15 protein-coding genes and 1 pseudogene are annotated in these 17,422 nt (G+C 70.7%); 9 read left to right on the plus strand and 7 right to left on the minus strand.

The genetic code is table 11. The annotated features are described in order from the left end of the window. Nucleotides 1-558: a hypothetical protein gene (locus QFZ76_RS00265; protein ID WP_307671768.1), complete on the minus strand. Its 558-nt coding sequence runs from the start codon at nucleotides 556-558 to the stop codon at nucleotides 1-3. A 331-nt stretch (nucleotides 559-889) separates the two neighbouring features. Between QFZ76_RS00265 and QFZ76_RS00270 the strand changes: the two genes are divergently transcribed. Both QFZ76_RS00270 and QFZ76_RS00275 read left to right on the plus strand, forming a co-directional pair. Beyond that, nucleotides 890-1,399, plus strand: coding sequence for a hypothetical protein (locus QFZ76_RS00270; protein WP_307671842.1), 510 nt, complete (start codon nucleotides 890-892; stop codon nucleotides 1,397-1,399). 44 nt (nucleotides 1,400-1,443) lie between these two features. After that, nucleotides 1,444-3,609, plus strand: a complete 2,166-nt coding sequence (locus QFZ76_RS00275) for a tetratricopeptide repeat protein (RefSeq protein WP_307671769.1) — start codon at nucleotides 1,444-1,446, stop codon at nucleotides 3,607-3,609. Between the two features lie 70 nt (nucleotides 3,610-3,679). On the opposite strand, the gene QFZ76_RS00280 is transcribed toward QFZ76_RS00275, so the two are convergent. The 4 genes from QFZ76_RS00280 to QFZ76_RS00295 form a co-directional block, all read right to left on the minus strand. Next, entirely contained in the window at nucleotides 3,680-6,004 is a 2,325-nt protein-coding gene (locus tag QFZ76_RS00280) for a tetratricopeptide repeat protein (protein ID WP_307671770.1), read from the minus strand. A 241-nt stretch (nucleotides 6,005-6,245) separates the two neighbouring features. Further along, nucleotides 6,246-8,048, minus strand: coding sequence for a helix-turn-helix domain-containing protein (locus tag QFZ76_RS00285; RefSeq protein ID WP_307671771.1), 1,803 nt, complete (start codon nucleotides 8,046-8,048; stop codon nucleotides 6,246-6,248). Between the two features lie 683 nt (nucleotides 8,049-8,731). After that, the gene (locus QFZ76_RS00290; protein WP_307671772.1) at nucleotides 8,732-9,202 is read right to left on the minus strand and encodes a hypothetical protein; all 471 of its coding nucleotides are present in this window, start codon (nucleotides 9,200-9,202) and stop codon (nucleotides 8,732-8,734) included. A 192-nt stretch (nucleotides 9,203-9,394) separates the two neighbouring features. After that, nucleotides 9,395-10,006 (minus strand): sigma-70 family RNA polymerase sigma factor, encoded by a 612-nt coding sequence (locus QFZ76_RS00295; RefSeq protein ID WP_307671773.1) that lies wholly within the window; start codon nucleotides 10,004-10,006, stop codon nucleotides 9,395-9,397. An 860-nt stretch (nucleotides 10,007-10,866) separates the two neighbouring features. Here QFZ76_RS00295 and QFZ76_RS00300 point away from each other — a divergent pair. After that, nucleotides 10,867-11,439, plus strand: coding sequence for a dihydrofolate reductase family protein (locus tag QFZ76_RS00300; protein ID WP_307671774.1), 573 nt, complete (start codon nucleotides 10,867-10,869; stop codon nucleotides 11,437-11,439). 78 nt (nucleotides 11,440-11,517) lie between these two features. On the opposite strand, the pseudogene QFZ76_RS00305 reads toward QFZ76_RS00300, so the two are convergent. Both QFZ76_RS00305 and QFZ76_RS00310 read right to left on the minus strand, forming a co-directional pair. Beyond that, nucleotides 11,518-12,389: pseudogene (locus QFZ76_RS00305) on the minus strand (IS5 family transposase). Nucleotides 12,390-12,399: 10 nt separating this feature from the next. Next, nucleotides 12,400-13,116: a BTAD domain-containing putative transcriptional regulator gene (locus QFZ76_RS00310; RefSeq protein ID WP_307671776.1), complete on the minus strand. Its 717-nt coding sequence runs from the start codon at nucleotides 13,114-13,116 to the stop codon at nucleotides 12,400-12,402. A 334-nt stretch (nucleotides 13,117-13,450) separates the two neighbouring features. Here QFZ76_RS00310 and QFZ76_RS00315 point away from each other — a divergent pair, with 334 nt between their 5' ends. From QFZ76_RS00315 to QFZ76_RS00340, 6 genes are all read left to right on the plus strand, one after another. Beyond that, complete coding sequence (locus QFZ76_RS00315) at nucleotides 13,451-16,054, plus strand: S8 family serine peptidase (protein WP_307671777.1); 2,604 nt, start codon at nucleotides 13,451-13,453, stop codon at nucleotides 16,052-16,054. A gap of 30 nt (nucleotides 16,055-16,084) precedes the next feature. After that, nucleotides 16,085-16,273 carry a hypothetical protein gene (locus tag QFZ76_RS00320; RefSeq protein ID WP_307671778.1) on the plus strand — a complete coding sequence of 63 codons (189 nt, stop codon included), beginning with the start codon at nucleotides 16,085-16,087 and terminating at the stop codon, nucleotides 16,271-16,273. Between the two features lie 79 nt (nucleotides 16,274-16,352). Further along, nucleotides 16,353-16,541, plus strand: coding sequence for a hypothetical protein (locus QFZ76_RS00325; protein WP_307671779.1), 189 nt, complete (start codon nucleotides 16,353-16,355; stop codon nucleotides 16,539-16,541). 85 nt (nucleotides 16,542-16,626) lie between these two features. Further along, entirely contained in the window at nucleotides 16,627-16,833 is a 207-nt protein-coding gene (locus tag QFZ76_RS00330) for a hypothetical protein (protein WP_307671780.1), read from the plus strand. A 31-nt stretch (nucleotides 16,834-16,864) separates the two neighbouring features. Then, complete coding sequence (locus QFZ76_RS00335; RefSeq protein ID WP_307671781.1) at nucleotides 16,865-17,053, plus strand: hypothetical protein; 189 nt, start codon at nucleotides 16,865-16,867, stop codon at nucleotides 17,051-17,053. A gap of 62 nt (nucleotides 17,054-17,115) precedes the next feature. Beyond that, entirely contained in the window at nucleotides 17,116-17,415 is a 300-nt protein-coding gene (locus QFZ76_RS00340) for a hypothetical protein (RefSeq protein WP_307671782.1), read from the plus strand. The last annotated feature ends 7 nt before the right edge of the window (nucleotides 17,416-17,422 follow it).

A 17,422-nucleotide genomic window follows, 5' to 3' on the forward strand; every position in this document is an offset into this window, starting at 1 on the left:
CTAGTTTCCACCACAGTTTCCCCTCATGCTTGCGAAGAACAACTCGAGCGGCTCCAGGTCGACCTTCGCCTCGGCCAGCTTCTCGAGCGCCTTTTTCTTCTGAACCCTTCTCGTGGATGCGCTTCCTCCGACTGTTTCGGCCAGGCCTTCCATCGTCAGAAGATGCAGGAGGGCTGCTTCGATCGCGCCACGTTCGGCGAGGCTGAGTGCGTCCAGGGCACGCAGGACCTCGCGCACGGGTGCGTCGTTGGGCATGAGATAGGGATCGAAGATCTTTTCCAGCGAGTATTCGGCTACCTTCTGAGCCCTGCCCGCCCTCCTGCGTTCGTCGACGATTCCTTCCGCGATCTTTCGCACTTCGCCATAGGTGACATACCGGCCAGGTGTTTCAAATACGCATTCGAATGCCTCGTCGGCGATCTCTATCGGGTCCACGACCAGCGGGGCGCACTCAAGCAGCAGATACACCCGCAGGGGGCCGATCTGTTTCTTGTACTGGTCTTTCAACTCGTCACGGCGGCTTTGGCGCAGCTTGCTTTTGCCTTTGCGGACGAGCATCGGACGGACCAACGATGATCCCCCCTTTGGGGACGGGCCCGCTGCTGTGGGGCAGCGGCGGGGCCAGGAACGCACGCGCTGTGCAGATACTGGGGCGGAACGCTACCGACCCGGCCGCGCGGGGGCGTTTATCGCCTGCCGCGGCCGGTCCCACGGGCGGCGGGGAGGTGGGTGTGAGCCGGTGACGGGCGGCAATTGAGCCAACTCGCTTGCCGTAGCGGTGGGTTGGTCAGTGGGTGGGAAAGCTGTCGGTGTCCAGGGAGACGGCACAGTGGACTCGCGAACAAGGGCGCGGCGGGGCGGCCACTGTCAACGGGACATCGGGGGCGTGATGTTGGCGGAGTCGCTGGTGGCACTGGCCGCGGCGGGTGGTACGGCCGTGGTGCAGGCCGTGGGGACGGATGCGTGGGTGGTGATGCGTGAGCGTCTGGGACGCTTAATCGCCCGCGGGGACGAGGGGCGTGAGGCGGCGGAGTTGAGCCGCTTGGATCAGACGGGGCATGCGCTGGTGGCCGGCGGTCAAAGTGGCAACGAGGCGATCCGCTGGGAGAGCTCCTGGCAGGCCCGGATCGAAATGTTCCTCGACTCCCTTCCGGCGCCGGAACAGGGCGCGGCCGCAGCCGAGTTGACGCAGCTGGTGGCGGCCGTGCGCGCGGCCCGGCCTGCACCCGGCGCGGTCACGGCCACCGACGGGGGTGTGGCGGCGGGCGGCGACGTGTCCGTCCAGGCGTCATCGGGTGCGGTGGCCGGAGCGGTGGTCCACGTGGAAGGAGGCGTGCACGGTGCCCCTTTCACGACGGGTGGCCAGCAGCCACCTGGCAGCAGAAGCCCCGCCCGGTAGCACCAGAGGGCGATGCGGCCACGACCGGCGCGCAGCAGTCGGTGGTGGCGCACTCCGGCGGCCTGGCGGCCGGCCATCTGCGAGTAGACCAGGTGGTGGTCACCGGCAAGCCGGCCCAGCGCGCCAGTGTGGCGGTGACGCTGGCGCCGCCGCTGGGTGAGCGCGATCCGCGCCTTCCGCTGCGCGGGCGCGAAACGTTGGTGAGCGAGCTGCTCGGACTGTGTCAGGGCGGCGGGGGCGGCCGGCTGCATGTGGTGCACGGGCTGGGCGGCTGCGGGAAGACGGCCGTGGTCTTGGAGGCGGTGCACCGCCTCCTCGAGCAGGCGTCCGACAGCGGGCCTCTGGTGTGGTGGATCGATGGCCGGCACGAGGCCACCGTGGAGGCGGGACTGCGGGCGGTGGCCCGTCAGGCGGGACTGCGGGCCAAAGAGATCAGGGGCGAGGACGCGGCGGATGCCCTGTGGCGCCGGCTCGCGCACCTGCCCCGCCGCTGGGTGCTGGTGCTCGACAGTGTCGATGATCCGTCCCTGCTGGACGGCCCCGGGCGGCTGATATCCGGCACGGGATGGGTGCGCCCCACGGGCGCGGTGGGCGGCCTGGTGATCGTCACCAGCCGCCAGGGGGCGATGAGCGCCTGGGGTGCTGCGGCCGTGCTGCACGCGGTCAAGCCGCTGCAGGCGGCCGACGCCGCGCACATGCTGCTGGACCGGGCCGGCGATCGGGCAGGAGACGTCACCCAGGCCCGCGCGTTGGGGGCGCGGCTGGGCGGACTGCCCCTGGCACTGCACCTGGCCGGGTCGTTTCTGGCCGAGGCATCAGCAGTGCCGGGGGCGTTCCGTGCCCTGGGCACGCCGCTGGATTTCGCCTCCTACCGGCAGGCGCTGGAAGGCGGGCGGGGCCCGGTCGATGCGGTGCGGGTGGTGGCGCGCTCGCGTCATCTCGCCGTGGAGTTGCTGCGGCAGCGGGGGTTTGCGCTGGCGGGGCGGCTGCTGGAGGTCCTTGCATCGTTCGCCGATGCGCCCCTGCCGCCCACCCTGCTGCTGCGCCCGGCCGTCCTGGCGCAGACGGTCGCCGGGTTTGACACCGTCGACGGCACGACCCTGTGGCGGATGCTGACGGAGCTGGCCGCACTGGGCCTGCTGGAACTGGAGGTGCCCACGCCCCCGGCCGGCGGCCTGCCCGTGGTGCGGCTGCACCCGCTGGTGCGGGATGCCAGCCGCGAGCGGCCCGATGTGGCGGCTGCCCTCAGCCTGCTGCACCAGGGCGCCGATCTGGAGGGGCTGTATCCCCCCGAGGAGCCGGCGCACTGGCCTGCCTGGCAGCTGCTGGCCCCGCACACCCTGGAGCTGGCCCGCCAGGCCGGCGCCGACACCGGCCTGGATCCGCCGGTGCGGCTGGCCGGGATGGACAGCGCCGAACTGGGCGCCCGCTACCTGCAGTCGCAGGGCATGTTCGAGCAGGCCTGCCAGCAGCTCGAGCAGGTGCTGGCAGTGCGACGGCGGCTACTGGGCGAGGACCATCCCGAGACCCTCTCCGCCGGCCACAACCTCGCCGGCGCCCTGCACGACCTGGGCCACCTCGCCCCGGCCCGTACCGCCTATGCGCGCATCTGGGTGGCGCGCCAGCAGCTGCAGGGCGCTGAGCACGGGGACACCCTGACCGCCCGGCACGAACTGGCCCGCGTCCTGCACGACCAGGGGGAACTGGAGCAGGCGCGCGTCCACTTCGAGCAGATCCTCACCGTCCGGCGCCGGCTGCAGGGCGACGAGCACGCCCACACTCTGGCCGCCCGGCACGAACTGGCCCGGATCCTGCACGACCAGGGGGAACTGGAACAGGCGCGCCAGGAATACCAGTCCATCCTGGAATTACGCCACCACACGCTGGGGCAGCTGCATCCGCGGACCTTGACCACACGCCACAACCTGGCCTGTCTGCTCCACGATGCCGGCGAACTCGCCCAAGCACACCAGGAGCTGCAGGCCACGCTGGCCGGCCGCACCACCGTCCTCGGCGTCACCCACCCGCAGACTCTGTCCACCCAGTACAAACTCGCCCGTCTGCTGAAGGAGACGGGCCACCAAAGGCAGGCACTACAGCTGCTGCAGGCCGCCGCCGACGCCGCCCGACGCACCCTGGGCGAGGGCCACCCCCTCACCCGCCGCATGACAGGCACCCTCGACGCCTGGACCACCAACGCGCACGGATAGCGGGCCTGTTGTCCGGCCGCAGGCGGCCGGCCGCTGGACGACGTAGCCGGGGCCGGTCAGCAGGCTCGTCTCACCATTCGGCGAGCCTCATCCACGAGGTGGGGTAGGGCTGTCGCGGGCTGTCATCCCGGGCGGTCAGCCGGGCAAGGCAGCGGCGGCAGTCGCGCACCAGAGCGCTGTCGGGGCCCAGGCTCTGTGCGGCATCGGCGAGCAGCCCGGTAAGCCGGGTGATGCCCTCGTCGAGGTCTGCGCATGCACTGGTCCACAGGGCTGCCTCGAAACGGGCGTTGAGGATCACCGGGTGCGCCGCCCGGGTGTCGTCGAGTCCGTCGGTGATCACGTCTTCGGCGATCTGCAGCGCCTCGGCGGGCCGGCCGGCCTGGCCTCTGGCATGGGCCAGGGCTGTGCGGGCCGCCAGCGTGAGCAGGTGGCAGGCGCCCAGGAGACGGGCATGGTCGGCTGCGACGTGCTCGATGCAGGGCAGGCCGTGCTCGATGTCTCCCGCGATCAACATCCAGTAGGCGAGGTTACGCCGCACATCCAGGACAAACTCCACGGTGCCCAAGCGGCTGTGGGTGAGGTGGCCGTCCAGGGCCTGCCAGAGTCGTACCGCGCCGGCGGCGTCACCGCCATAGCCGGTCCACAGGGCGACCTCGAATCGGCAGGACAAGGTCGTGGGATGGTCCTCGCCCAGGAGGCGAACGCTGTCGGCCGCGACCTCGCGTGCCAGATGCAGTGCCCGCGTGGGGTCGCCCAGCTGCCCTGTCGAGCGGGCCACGACGATGCGCGGCGGCAATGACTGACCGGGGCTGAGCGCCCTGCTGTCGGCTGCGGCTTGCTGGGCGATGTGCAGCGCCTCGACGGGCCGGCCGGCCAGAGTGGTCCAAAACGCCAGCTGCTCGGCCAGCCGCACCAGATGAACCGGCTCGGTGTCGGCGCGGGCGGCAGTGAGAGCGGAGCGCAGCGTGCGTATCGCCGCGTCGGTGTCACCGCTGACGCCGCCCTGGCATGCTGCCAGGCCGACCGCCGCCATCACATATCCGCCGTCGATCGCGGCGGCGAACGCGTCGCGCGCATGATCCCATTGCCGGTGCCAGTCGTAGGCGGTCCAGCCTAGGTAGGCCGCCTCGGCCGGCTCTGCCTGGCCAATCAGTTCCTGCCAGGTCGCAGCGGGTATGGGCGGGGCGGTGTCCGCCTCAACGGCGTCGGGAAGGTAGTCGAAGACGACATAGTGGTCGAGGCCGTCAGGCACCAGCAGGCCGCTCGTGGCGTAGGCGGCCCGCGTGGCCCATTCCATGGCCTGTTCCCACGGTTCTGGTCTCAGCCGCGCACCGCCTCGTTGCTGCAGGTAGGGCTCATGCAAGGACCGCAGGAGGCCGGGTGACAGGCCTCGGTAGAAGCCGGCTCGCCGGGCGTCGACGGCGGCGGCGACGATGGCGGCCCCGCGCGGGTTGGTGCCGGGTGCCCACCCGTCCTGCCAGGCCGCCAGCAGCCGGGGTCCGGCCGCGAGGTATTCGGCCACGCCGAACTCGTCGCAGTGCTCGAGTGCGGCCGCAATACGCGGATCATCCGCGCATTCCTGGGCGCGAGCCACTTCAGCAGCTGTCCAGGTCCGGTCGATGCGGACTTCCGTAGCCCGGTCGAGAACCTCCCGATGCTCCTGGGCCATCCCGGCGCTCCCGGGCTCGCCAGACAGGCTGTCGCGGAGGAATCGGGCGCGCTCCTGCGCTCGCAGGGTGGCCAGGACGACGACGTGCCGGCTGCCGTCTCCCAAAAGTCTGTCCAGCAGGTGGGCGCTCAGCCCGTCACTACCCAGGTACTTGGGAAGATCGTCCAGCCAGATGACGCAGTGCCGTTCGCGCTGGACCACATCCACCGCCGCACGCAGCCCCGCCCGGCTCCTGGGCCGGATGAACACATGGTCGCTCAGGCAGGCGCGCATGGCTTCGAAAGCAGCGCGGGACTTGCCCGCCGTGGACTCGCCGACCAGTACGACCAAACCACCCCGCTGCACTGCCCGTTCCACATCCGCACTGCGGTCCCGGCGAACGAAGGGGGGTGTGCGGACTTGAGCCGGATCATCCGATGCAACGGGCGCCGCGGCATACACGCCAAGAAGAACGGGATCGGTGATCTCCCGTACCCGCCGGCCGCCCTGGTCGTGGAAGAACAGCTCATCGTCAAGCTGACGCGCTGCCGCGGCATCGAGGTCAAGCCGCTGCGTGGCCCGGCCCGACAGCACGCCGACCACCACGCCCACGCCCGCCACCAGCACTGAACCGGCCGTGCCCGGCCACATGTCCGCCACCGCCGACACCACGGCAGCAACGGCCGCTGCCACGACCACGAGCCCCCAGCCGCCGACCTGCAACCACCGTGCGCGTGCTGTCCCCATGGCACGTCCCCCCAACTCTCCGCCAGAGCAGGCGCCGACGACCGCGCCCTTCGCCTGACGGGTCTCTCCTTGCCGACAGTTTGACTTCCTCCCCCTCGTGAACGAGGCAGATTCCTACGGCTCGCACCGTGGGGTTTTCAGGAGCGCACCGCCTTGGCACGCGCTGAAGGGCGCCACGTGCCCTCGTGCCCGGCCAGCAGGGCGTGGCGGCTGCGCAGGCGGGTGGCTTGCGGTGGGGCGTCTAGGCGTCGTGTCCGGTCGGTGCCGGGTACGGGGGCTGTGTCAACGAGCGGACGATGGAGGTGATTTCGCGCAGGGAGGCGACGTGGAGGGTGGCGCCCGCCTCTCTCAGCATGCGGGCCTTGCCCCGGGTGGCGGCCACGCCGATGAACAAGATGCCCGCCGCCTGGGCCGCCAGCGCGTCGGCGACGGATTCCCCGATCAGGATGGTGCGCCGGCGCGGGCTGCCCAGCGTCGCAGCGGCCAGGGCCACGGTGTGGGGGTGCGGCTTCATCAGGCGGGGGTCGGCGGGCCGGCCGAAGACGTGGATGCGGTCGGCGGCGATGGAGGGCTCCAGGCGGGCCAGGAAGGCCTCGACCGCGGCTGCGGCATGGTCGGTGGCCACCGCCAGACGCCAGCTGCCGGCCGCCAGGACCCGCAGCAGCTGCTGCACGCCCGCCAGCGGCTCCGCCTGCCGCACCGCTTCACTCTCCTGCTGCGCCAGCACCTGGTCCAGGCGGCTGTACTGCGCCCGGGAGGCCTGCCGGCCCAGGTGGCGCAGCATCCCCACCGGGTCGGTGGGCGTCTGCGGGCCCACCGGCAGCTGCAGCGCGTGAGCGGTCTGGATGAGCTGGTCGGAGACCGTCGGCAGGCTTGGCCCGAATACCCGGCACAGCAGTCCGTCGAAACTGAACAGCAGTGTGTGGGCCTGCCGGAAGTGCTGCTGCAGCACCGCGCCCGGCACGTGCCCGGCGATCTGGCTCTCCCGGGTGTGCAGGGCCGTCCGGACGGCCGGATACAGGGCGTCGTACCACGGCCGGTACGCCTCGCAGTGCTCCACGCCCGCGGCACAGATTTGATAGCCCCTGGGCTGCCCGGTCCCGGGCCGGCCGGAGGTCTGCAGCATCGGTGCGGGGATTGCCTCTATGGCCGATTCGTCAATGCCCAGCTGGGCGGGGGTCAGCCACAGACCAAACGCGCGCACCACGTGCAGCAGCGCCAGGGCGTGCCAGCAGTCGGCGGGCAGCAGGCACCGGAAGAAGGACTCCAGCCGGCTGGGCAGGGAGGTGGTGGCCTCCACGATGCGCATCGCTTCGGTGGCCTGTCTGCTGCGCGCGTCGGCCTGTTCGGCGGCTGACGTGGCGAAGTCGGCCACCGCGCCCAGGGCGGCCTGCCGGCGCTGCACCCCGCGGATGTGGGCCACCTCATGGGCCACCAGACGGGCCACTGTCGGCGCCGGCCGCCCGTACAGGCCGGCCAGTTCGACCACCTCCGGCTCGTCCGCCTGCACTGCCCCCAGCCGGCCCGGCGCGCAGTGGCGCTCCAGCAGCGGCGCCAGCAGACGCCGACTGCCCGTCAGGCGTTCGGCGACAGCGGGCACGTTGTTCAGATGCCGGTCGATGTCCCCGGTGCTGACCTGCAGGCAGGCCGCTACCGCGGCCGCCAGTGCGTACTGGCGTGCCGAGGCCAGTCCCTCGTTCTCCAGGCGCCGGTAGCTGCGCGGCGAGACCTTCAGCCGTGCCGTGACGTCCCGTGCCCGCAGGCCACTGGCCCGCCGCAGATCGGCCAGCGTCCACGTGTGCATCGTGCTCGTATCGGCCAACTCCAGCGGCGCCACCCCCAATTGCCGGGCCAGCGCCGCTATCCGCTGCGGGTCCGGCGGGTAGAGGCCGTTCTCGTAGGCGAGGATCTGCGCCTTGCTCGCGCCCACCCGCCGCGCCAGCTCCGCAGCGCTCATGCCCCGCCCCTGTTCGGCCCCCGTCCTGGCCCGCCGCAGCCGCGCCCCGTCAAAGAACACGCCCAGCCCCCGCGCCAACGCCACCACCCCCGCCGGCCAGGGTACATTTTAGGAGCACCCTGACGTTGGATCAGGAGCGAACTTGCGCTGCCTGATGGCCGGTGACCAGGTCTTTCGTGAAAAGAGGGGATGGGGGGTGCTGGCCGCTGCCGGGCCATCGTCCAGGGAAGCGGCCACAGTGGGACCCGTCCCACCGGCCGTGCGCCGGCGGTACACAGGCCGCAGCAAGGAGGCCCCGCACCCCTGCCCGTGAAGCATCAGGATGCGAGACCTCCCGCCCAGAGCGGCGATTGCCGCACCAGAGCCTTCCCGGTCGCTCGGGAAGGCCCTCTGGCCGCCTCACGGTAGCCAGTTCGAGGGACACCGACTCCCTCAGGTGCGTTGATCACCCTCCTTCGGATCCACCGGACCCGACGGAGGACGTGGCGCCATCTCCCATCCCTCCCCTCCCGCGTCGGTCGACGCGGCCGCGGCCTACCGACCCCGGGGAAGGATGCGCTCACCCTACCCAACCTGCTGCCCCGCCCCGTTTACCTCCCCAGTCGCCAAAACCCCAGCCCACACGCGGTCTTCACCCCACAACGGGCTCCCCCACCCCAGCCCCGGCTGCTGCGCCGCCCGGCTGCATTTTTATGGCTGTGCCCGCGCCGTCAGCGCGGTGTGCTCTCCCGGCACGGGCCAGGGCCGCACGGCCCGCCCCTGTCGCCAAGTCAGCGGCGGGTGAAGTCGTGCATCAGGTCCGCCAGGCGCCGGTCGGGGCGCTGGACGATGATGCACGAGCCGCTCTTGGTGGTAGCCAGCCGGTCGACCTCCATCTCCAGCCCCCCGCTCGGGGCACCCGCGAGGCTGGTTCCGGTCTTTCGGACATACGCCGCCACCGCCTCCAGGGTGGCGAGGAAGGCGTGGTCGGGGGCTTCGGAGTCGAGGACGTCGTCGGTGACCTCGTGCAGCCAGTGCTGTGCCTCGCGGGCCTCGCCGAGGGCGAGGTGGTGCAGGTGCAGGCAGTAGGCGGCAGCCCGGTGGCCGGCCCCGGCGGCGAGCTGCCACCAGAACTGGGCGCTTTCGGGGTGGTCGGTCAGGTGGAGCAGGCAGGCGAAGACGAGGGCGCCGTCGACGTCCAGCTGCTCCGCGCTCGCCCGCGTCGGGTTCCTGGGCGAGACGGTCGACGTGGTCGGCGGCATCCGGCTTGTTGAGGATCCACCGGCACACCACCGACAGCCGCTGCCCGGCCTGGGCGGCGCGCACGGTGTCCGGGTGCGGCCTGGCCGCAACGGCCGCGTCGTTGGCCAGGCGGCGCAGGGCGGCGCCCACGTCGAAGGCCTCTCGCGGCGTGGTGGGGATGCGGGCGTCGGCCAGGAGGGTGTCAATGACGGTCACAGTGCTGCCCCCTTGGTGTTCTTGTGGTTCTTGCCGCCGGCCGCGGGCAGGTCCAGCCGGATGCGCAGGCGTTCCTTGCCCTTGCGGCCGTGGTAGTCGACGGTGCGGGTGTCCAGTCCCATGTAGCGGGCGATGCGCTTGGTGGGGTAGCCGAGCAGGTGGCGCAGGACGATCACGGTGAACTGGCGGGTGGGCAGCTCCAGGATCGCCTCGTACAGGCCGCCGGCACTGCTGTTGAGCTCCAGCTGGCTGCGGACCGCCGCGAGGTTGTGCGCTATCGGGCCGTTGATGAGGAACGCCGGCGGGCGGCCGTCCTCCTCGAGGCGGCGGGTGACGCCCCGGTGCAGGACGGCGAGGGTCTGCTGTTCGAGGTCGCCCTGCTGCAGCAGCCCGTCCCAGCCCCCGAGGATCTCCAAAAACACCTGGTGGACGACCTGTTCGGCGGTGCGCCGGCTGCCGAGGTGGATCTCCGCGAAGTCGTGGAAGAACTCCTGGTGCCCCAGGTAGAAGCCCTCGAAGTCGAGCGGCAGATCGGGAGGGGCCTGGACGCGCTGGCCGCGGCCGCCGTCCTGAGGCGATACGTCAGTGCCGACGTCGCCGTTGCCCATGCAGTCCTCCAGGGGGTGTACCGGTCCTCTCCGTTGAGGCCGGCGGGTCCGGACGCGGGCCAACTCACCCGCGTGAGCGCCCAGTTGTGTCGGGCCCTCACGCACCACCCTGTCGATTTCGCGGGCCTGAGACTCATGCGGCCCTCAAGAATTATTACTCAGCGATCACCACGCATCACCGGAACGTGAGTCCGCTACCCGGCCGCGTATCCGAATCAGGCCCGTGAGCTGCAACAACACCACCCCCACAGACAGTTCATCCTTCACCAACCATCCGGTTCGTGTCACACCTCACACCCAGCCCGCCATTCTCGGACGCACCGCGAAGCACCACCGTCAGTCCCGGCCCACGATGCGCACACCCGATCCGCCACCCCACCCAGACAGACCCCGCCGGAGCACGCCGGCGCAGTGCGACACCGCAGACGCCCCCTTAACCGATGAGGGGGCAGGCCGTAGTCGCATGCCTTACGCGTTCTGCCTACGCCGGCGCCGCAGTGCGAGCACAGGCCTTCAGCGGGCGGCTTGATCGGGCGGCGGAGGGCATATCTGATCGCCTAGGCAGTTTCGTTTGGATCACCGAGCCCGACTACATCAAGATGCCGTGTCACCGGTTGAGGCGAGTCATGCACCGCTCGTCGCTGTTGCGCTGCTGGTAGGTCCCGCAGTCGGGCACGTGTGTGGCTCCCCGAGGTGATCCGGATGGCCGAGGCCGCCGGAAGGGACGGGCGACGGCCGATGAGTTTTTCCGTGATCCGCAGTCAGAGGTCATGGTTGGTGCGCTGCAGCCGCGAGTGTGGGCGAAGCGTGCACCGACCGAATCTGCTGAGAACCGGACACGAGAAAATGAGGAACCTTAGATGCGCACCCTGATCAGCACCGCTTTCATCTCGCTCGACGGCGTCGTGGAGGCCCCGGGCCGCGAGCTCGGTTACCGGAACTCTGGGTGGACCTCCAAGGACATCGAGTTCCTCCCCGAGGCATTCGACATCAAGGGCCGGGAACAGAAGGAGGCCACCGCGATGCTGATGGGCCGGACCAGCTACGAGGTGTTCAGCCCGGTGTGGCCCGACATGGAGGACTTCCCCGACTACAAGGTGATGCCGAAGTACGTCGTCTCCACCACCCTCACCGAGGACAACCTGGTGTCGAACTGGGGCGAGACGACGATCCTGCGCTCGCTCGACGACGTTGCCGCGCTGAAGGAGACCGAGGGCGGCCCGATCATCGTCCACGGCAGCGCCTCCCTGAACCAGGCCCTTTCGGACGCCGGCCTGATCGACCGTTACCACCTGCTCGTCTTCCCGCTCCTGCTCGGGGCGGGCAAGCGGCTCTTCAGCGCCACGGACAAGGACACCCAGAAGCTCAAGCTCGTCGAGCACGAGGTCTACGCCAACGGTCTGCAGAAGAACGTCTTCGACGTCGTCCGCTGAAAGGGCTCCCGCATTCGCCCTGCCGTCGCGTCCCCGGACGTGGCACTCGTCGGACGGACCTGCTCGGCGGGCGTTGGATCAGCGGGCGGACCAGAGGAAGATGCCTGCGACGTGGAGTCCGGCGAGGTAGATGGTCGCGGTCTTTTCGTAGCGGGTGGCGATGCCGCGCCACTGCTTGAGGCGGTTGATGCACCGCTCGACTGTGTTGCGCTGTTTGTAGGCCTCGCGGTCGAAGGCTGGCGGCCTGCCGCCCCGGCTGCCCCGTCGCAGCCGGTGGCCACGCTGATCTGCCGGGACCGGGATCACCGCCCGGATGCCGCGCTTGCGCAGGTGGTCGCGGATCGCGCGGGATGAGTAGGCCTTATCCGCCAGGACCACGTCCGGCCTGGTGCGCGGACGACCACGTCGTCGGGGGACGCGCAGGCGGGCCATGACGTCGGTGAAGGCGGGCGCATCGCCGGCTTGTCCGGCGGTGAGAACGAACGCGAGGGGTCGGCAGCGGGCATCGGCTGCGAGGTGGATCTTGGTGGTCAGCCCGCCGCGGGACCGGCCGATGGCGTGGTCAGCCGGTTCGCCGGCCGGGGCCCCTTTTTGCGGGCCCCGGCCGCGTGCTGGTGAGCTCGCACGATCGTGGAGTCCACCGACACGGCCCACGTCAGGTCCTCATCGGCGTCTGCCTGGGCCATCAGTGTGGTGAAGACCCGTTCCCAGGTGCCGTCGACAGCCCACATCCGCAACCGGTTGTAGACGCCTCGCCAGTTGCCGTACCTCTCCGGTAGATGGACCCACTGCGTTCCGGTCTGGAACTTGAAGGCGATCGCGTCGATCACCTCCCGGTGATCCCTCCACCGGCCACCGCGCTTCGGCGTCCGGTCCGGGAGCAACGGCTCGATTCGCGCCCACTGCACATCGGTTAACGGCACACCCGGACCAACGACCGACTGATCCAAACGAAACTGCCTAGGTCCGCGTCAGGTCGCGGACGAGGCGGGTCAGCCGAGGTGAAGGGGCAACCTTCAACTCCCGCCGCAGCAACCGCTGGTAGTCCTGGTAGCGCTTGACCGCGCAGGCCACGTTGCCCTCGGCCAGGTGCACCTCGACGGCTATCCGGTGCGGGGTCTCACGGAACGGGTCGATAGAGGCGGCGGCAAGCGACGCCTGCAGCGCGGACAGATGACGGCCCTCAGTCTGGAAGCTCTGCGCCAGCGCCTCCAGCGCCTCCAGGGCGTACAGCCGTAGCTGGTCCCAGCGTTCGCGTTCGAGGAGCAGCCATTCGTCGTCCCAGCCGGGGAGCAGGACCTGGCTGAGGTCTGCCACCAGTTGGTCCCCGTCGCAGAACGTGCCGTCGCCGGACACGAGGCGGTGGGCCGCGTCGCACGCGTCGTGGAAGTCGACCGAAAGGGAGGAGGCGAGCACGAGGCTGTGGCCGGCGAGGTCGATGGCGGGGGCCGATCCGAGCTTTCTGCCCTGGCAGAGCGCGGACCGCAGATTGGCGGCCGCCCGGCAGGACGTGCAGTCCGGCCACAACTGCTCGGCGGCCGAGCGCCGGTGCGTGCCCTCACGGCGCAGAGCCAGGAAGGCCAGCAGCCGCTGAGCCCCGGTGGAGATGGCGACGCGCCGCCCCCCACAGGTGACTTGGAAGGGACGCAGGATTTCGAGACGTGCTCCTTGCGACACGCCTTTCACTCTGCGCGACGCCATATGTGACTGCAACCGGGGGCATGCACCGGCACGTTGCCGGCCATGCCGCGTTGATGCTGCGCCGACGCCGTACACACGCTGCGCTCACGTTGCAGGAACGTTTCTGCAACGCACGGTGAGAACGCTCTGGGAACGCCTCCACGACGCGCCCCGAACGTCCTCCGACTCATGTCACAACGAATGCGAAGCGCGCCGGTGGGACACCTTGTCGCGTGGCCCCGGCGCGTCGTACAGGAGGGCCGGACCACATCGGACCGCAGGGGACTGCGTCGGAAAATCCTCGGGACACCTCGGTGCGCGGAGGCTTCGTATGGACATCCGGTCGGTGGTGCGCGGGATCGCCGGGGAGCAGGAGCTCCTCGGCAGCCCCGAGGTGCGGGTGGCGGTCCTCGACGGCCCGGTGGACGTGGCGCATCCCTGTTTCCCGGGATCGAACCTCACCCGGCTGCCCACTTTGGTGTCCGGTCCGGCTGGTCCGGGGCCGATGTCGCTGCATGGCACGCATGTCACGAGCCTTCTGTTCGGGCAGCCCGGTTCGCCGGTGTCCGGTCTCGTGCCGCGCTGCACGGGCCTGCTGCTGCCGGTGTTCCGGGAGTCCCCGGACGGCCGGGTGACGCGCGTGCCGCAGCTCGACCTGGCGCGGGCCGTCGAACAGGCCGTGGAGGCGGGGGCCCATGTCCTCAACATCAGCGGCGGGGAGCGCACCCCCCAGGGTGCGCCGGACAGCATGCTGGCGCGGGCGCTTCGGCTGTGCGAGGAGAACGGGGTGCTGGTGGTCGCGGCCGTCGGGAATGACGGGTGCGACTGCCTGCAGGCCCCCGCCGCCACGCCGTCCGTGCTCGCCGTGGGGGCTGCCGACGCCGCCGGAGCGCCGCTCGACATCAACAACTGGGGTGCCGCGTACCGGCTGAACGGCGTGCTGGCGCCCGGACAGGACATCCAGGGCGCCGCGCCCGGCGGCTCGCTCGCCTCGCTGACCGGCAGCAGCTTCGCCGCCCCGGCGGTGACCGGGGTCGTTGCGCTGCTGGTGGCACAGCAGTTGGCGCAGGGCCGCAAGGCCGACCCGCTCGCCGCGGGCCGCGCCGTGCGCGACTCCGCGATCCGCCCGCCGTGCGGGCCCAACGATGCGCCCCAGTGCCGCAGGCTGCTCGGCGGCCGGCTGAATGCCGCCGGCGCCTTCGCCCTGGTCAACGGGGAGAAACGCCCGGCTTTTGCCGGCTACCGGACGACTCACGCCGAACCGAAGGAGAGAGCCATCGTCATGGACACGAACGCCGTACACGCGCAGACCGAGGAACCGCCCGAGGCCGTGCCCGCCGCCGCCTCCCAGGCGCCCGCGGGTGCCCCAGCCCCGGCACCGCAGCCCGCGCCCTCACAGGCCGCACCCGCACAGGCACCGGTCCCCGGTGAGGCACCGATTGCCGCGCCCCCGCCGCCGGCCTCGTGGCCCGCGCCGCCGCCCTCCTGGCCGACCGCGTCTGCGGCGGTACCGGCTGGGGTGCAGGCCTCCGTCCAACCCGCCGCGCCGGTCGCACCCCCTCCCCCCGCCGCGCCTCCCGCGCAGCCCGCCGGGCCTGTCACAGCCGCGCCCGCCGCTGCGCCCCCTGCGCCTGTCGCAGCCCAGCCCGCGGCGCCCGCCGGCGCCGCGCCGGCCGCTGCCTACCCGGCGAACCCGGGCGTCTGCCCGTCCTGCGCTGGATGCGGCGGTACCTGCGCAGGCGCAGGCGGGCGTCCCAGCGGGGACGGTGCCGCCGCTGCTGCCCCCGCTGCCCCGCCGCCCCCTGGGAAGCAGCTGATCTACGCGATCGGCACCATCGGGTTCGACTTCCAGACCGAGGCCCGCCGGGACAGCTTCCGCCAGCAGATGCCGAACTGGGTCATTGAGGCCACAAAGGACCAGGCGGAGCAGGAGGTCCAGCCGAACATCTACGACCCCAGGCAACTGCACGCCTACCTGAGCAAGAACCCGTGGGCCTGCGACAAGCTGACCTGGACGCTCAACATGGACGCCACCCCGCTCTATGCCCTCGAGGCCGAGATGCCGGTGGGCATGGACTGGACCCGGCCCATCATCGAAGACCCCAAGGAGTCTTCGCAGCAGGTCCAGCGTCGCGCCCAGGGCGCCACCGACCACCCCGAAAAGCTCGCCCAGCTCCTTGAGACCTTCTCGTATCCGCCGGTCTCCTACGTCTACCGGACCTTCCGGGACGCCATCTTGGGACAGGCCAAGAACAAGGACGAAGACGACTTCGTCTCCCGCGTGTCGGTACCCGGAATCCTGACGGACCGCACGGTCCGGTTGTACTCGGGCCAGGTCGTCCCGGTGGTCGAGGTCAAGAGCCGAGGCCTGTTCACCTGGAACGAGACACTGCTGGTCAACGCGGTAGTCGCCGCAGTGATCGAGAAGCGCGTCCAGGAGGCACGCGAGGCGGCACGCAAGGAGGCGGAGGCGGCACACAAGGACGCCGACGCGTCCCAGTCGGCGCAGTATTCTGCCGAGGCCCAGGTCCGCGATGAGTTCGCCGGCGTCAAGGGAACGTTCCTCAAGAAGTCCGTGCGCGCCCTGCTGGACAAGATCTACTGGCAGTTCCGCAACCTCGGCCAGAGTTCCGGCGACCGCGCGCTGAACGCGGCGGGCACCAACGCGTTCCTGGTCGGCCACGAGATCCAGGACGGCGTCCTGTCCGCGGAGCACGTCCCCGGCAGCAGCGACAACTTCTACTCGCTGAACACCGTCAGCGTGTCCAAGAGCCCCTTCTGCCGCCCCGGTTCGGACTGCCAGGACGTCGTCATGACCTTCTTCGACCCGGAGAACGACCAGCGGGCGCCGGTGTCGTACCTGTTCACGTTCGACGTGAGCGACGAACTGCCGGTCAGTCTCGCTCCGGTCCACACATTCATCGGCGGCCTGTGACCGCCCCCGCCCCCACCGAGGAGCTCTCTCATGGACAAGACCACCACCCCCGTGCCTGCCTCACTTCCCCTGCAGGCGCCGCCAATCTGCCGCGAACTGTGGCAGGAGCCGCAGGAGCGGCGCAGTGGCCACGGTGTGCAGGCGGCCCGCTCGGGCTGCGCGGAACTGTGGGGACCTGCCCGGCAGATGTGCTACGCGCGGCGCTCGGAAGCACTCTGACAGGTCCGTAGCGGGAGCAGCACCCAAGCCTCCGGCGGCAACCGCTCGCCGGCCAGTCACCAAGGGAAAGGTGAGAAAGATGAACGAGTCGTTTACGCGGCGCGAGGAGAAGTCGGCTCCGTCCGGCGCTCCGCGGACGCCGTTCCAGACCCCCGCCATCGACCGCGACCCGGTCGGGCCCAAGGGCTCCGGCGACAGCATCGACGGCGTCCAGGCCAACTTCGGCTGGGGCAACCTGCTGGACATCGCGAAGAAGGTCCTCTTCTAGAGGCCGCCATGCACCATCCGTCGCGGCAGCGGTGACGGGCGCCTGAGCCCCCGGCACCGCTGCACGGCCCTGAGAGGACACCGGGATGAACAGTGAAATCCCGCAGAGCCCCACGTCGTCCGCCACCTTGCGGACGCCCTTCCAGGCGCCCGCGATCGACCGGAGCCCGCTGCCCCCGGCACGCACCGACGCCAACGCGCCGGGCGCCGAGGCGAATTGGGAAATGCCGTGGAAGCTGATCGGCCACGGCGCCAAGGGTGTCCTGGACGCCTGGCTCTCCGGCTCGGCTTAGCACCTCGACCCTGCACGGAAAGGACACGGACATGAACCAGGACTACTCACCGCCAGCGGCCCCGTCGGCCGTTCTGCGGACGCCCTTCCAGGCGCCTGCGGTCGACCGGACCGCCCCGGTCGCGAAGGCCGCGGGCACCGAGAACGGCGGCGGCGTCGAGGCGGACTTCGCCTGGCTGCTGCCGCTGGCCACGAAGGCGATCGGCGCCTTCCTCAAGTGAGGACCGCGTGCCGGCGGCGGATTCTTCCACGGCCGTCGGCGAGGTCCTGAAAGGACGGTGGCATGAACGACAAGTCCGAAGCGAACGCTGCGGACTCACGTGCCCGGCTCAACCTCCCCCTGCTGGGGACGGTAGAGCGCCGCTGGGACACGTACCAGCCCTTCCTGAAGGCGGTGCGCGTCTACAAGTACAAGACCGAGGAGGAACCCGAACAGGAAAAGGTGGGCTTCCTGATGGAGGAGCCCCCGCCCAAGTCCACCTTCGGCTCCGACGTCTCGGACCCGTCCTCCTGGGACAGCCCGGACGACCGGGGCTGGAACTGCCCGCCGGGTGAGCCCTGCACCTGGCTCGGCCCGGTCTAGAAGGAGC

The sequence above is a fragment of the Streptomyces sp. V4I2 genome (assembly GCF_030817655.1).
Lineage (GTDB): Bacteria > Actinomycetota > Actinomycetes > Streptomycetales > Streptomycetaceae > Streptomyces > Streptomyces plumbiresistens.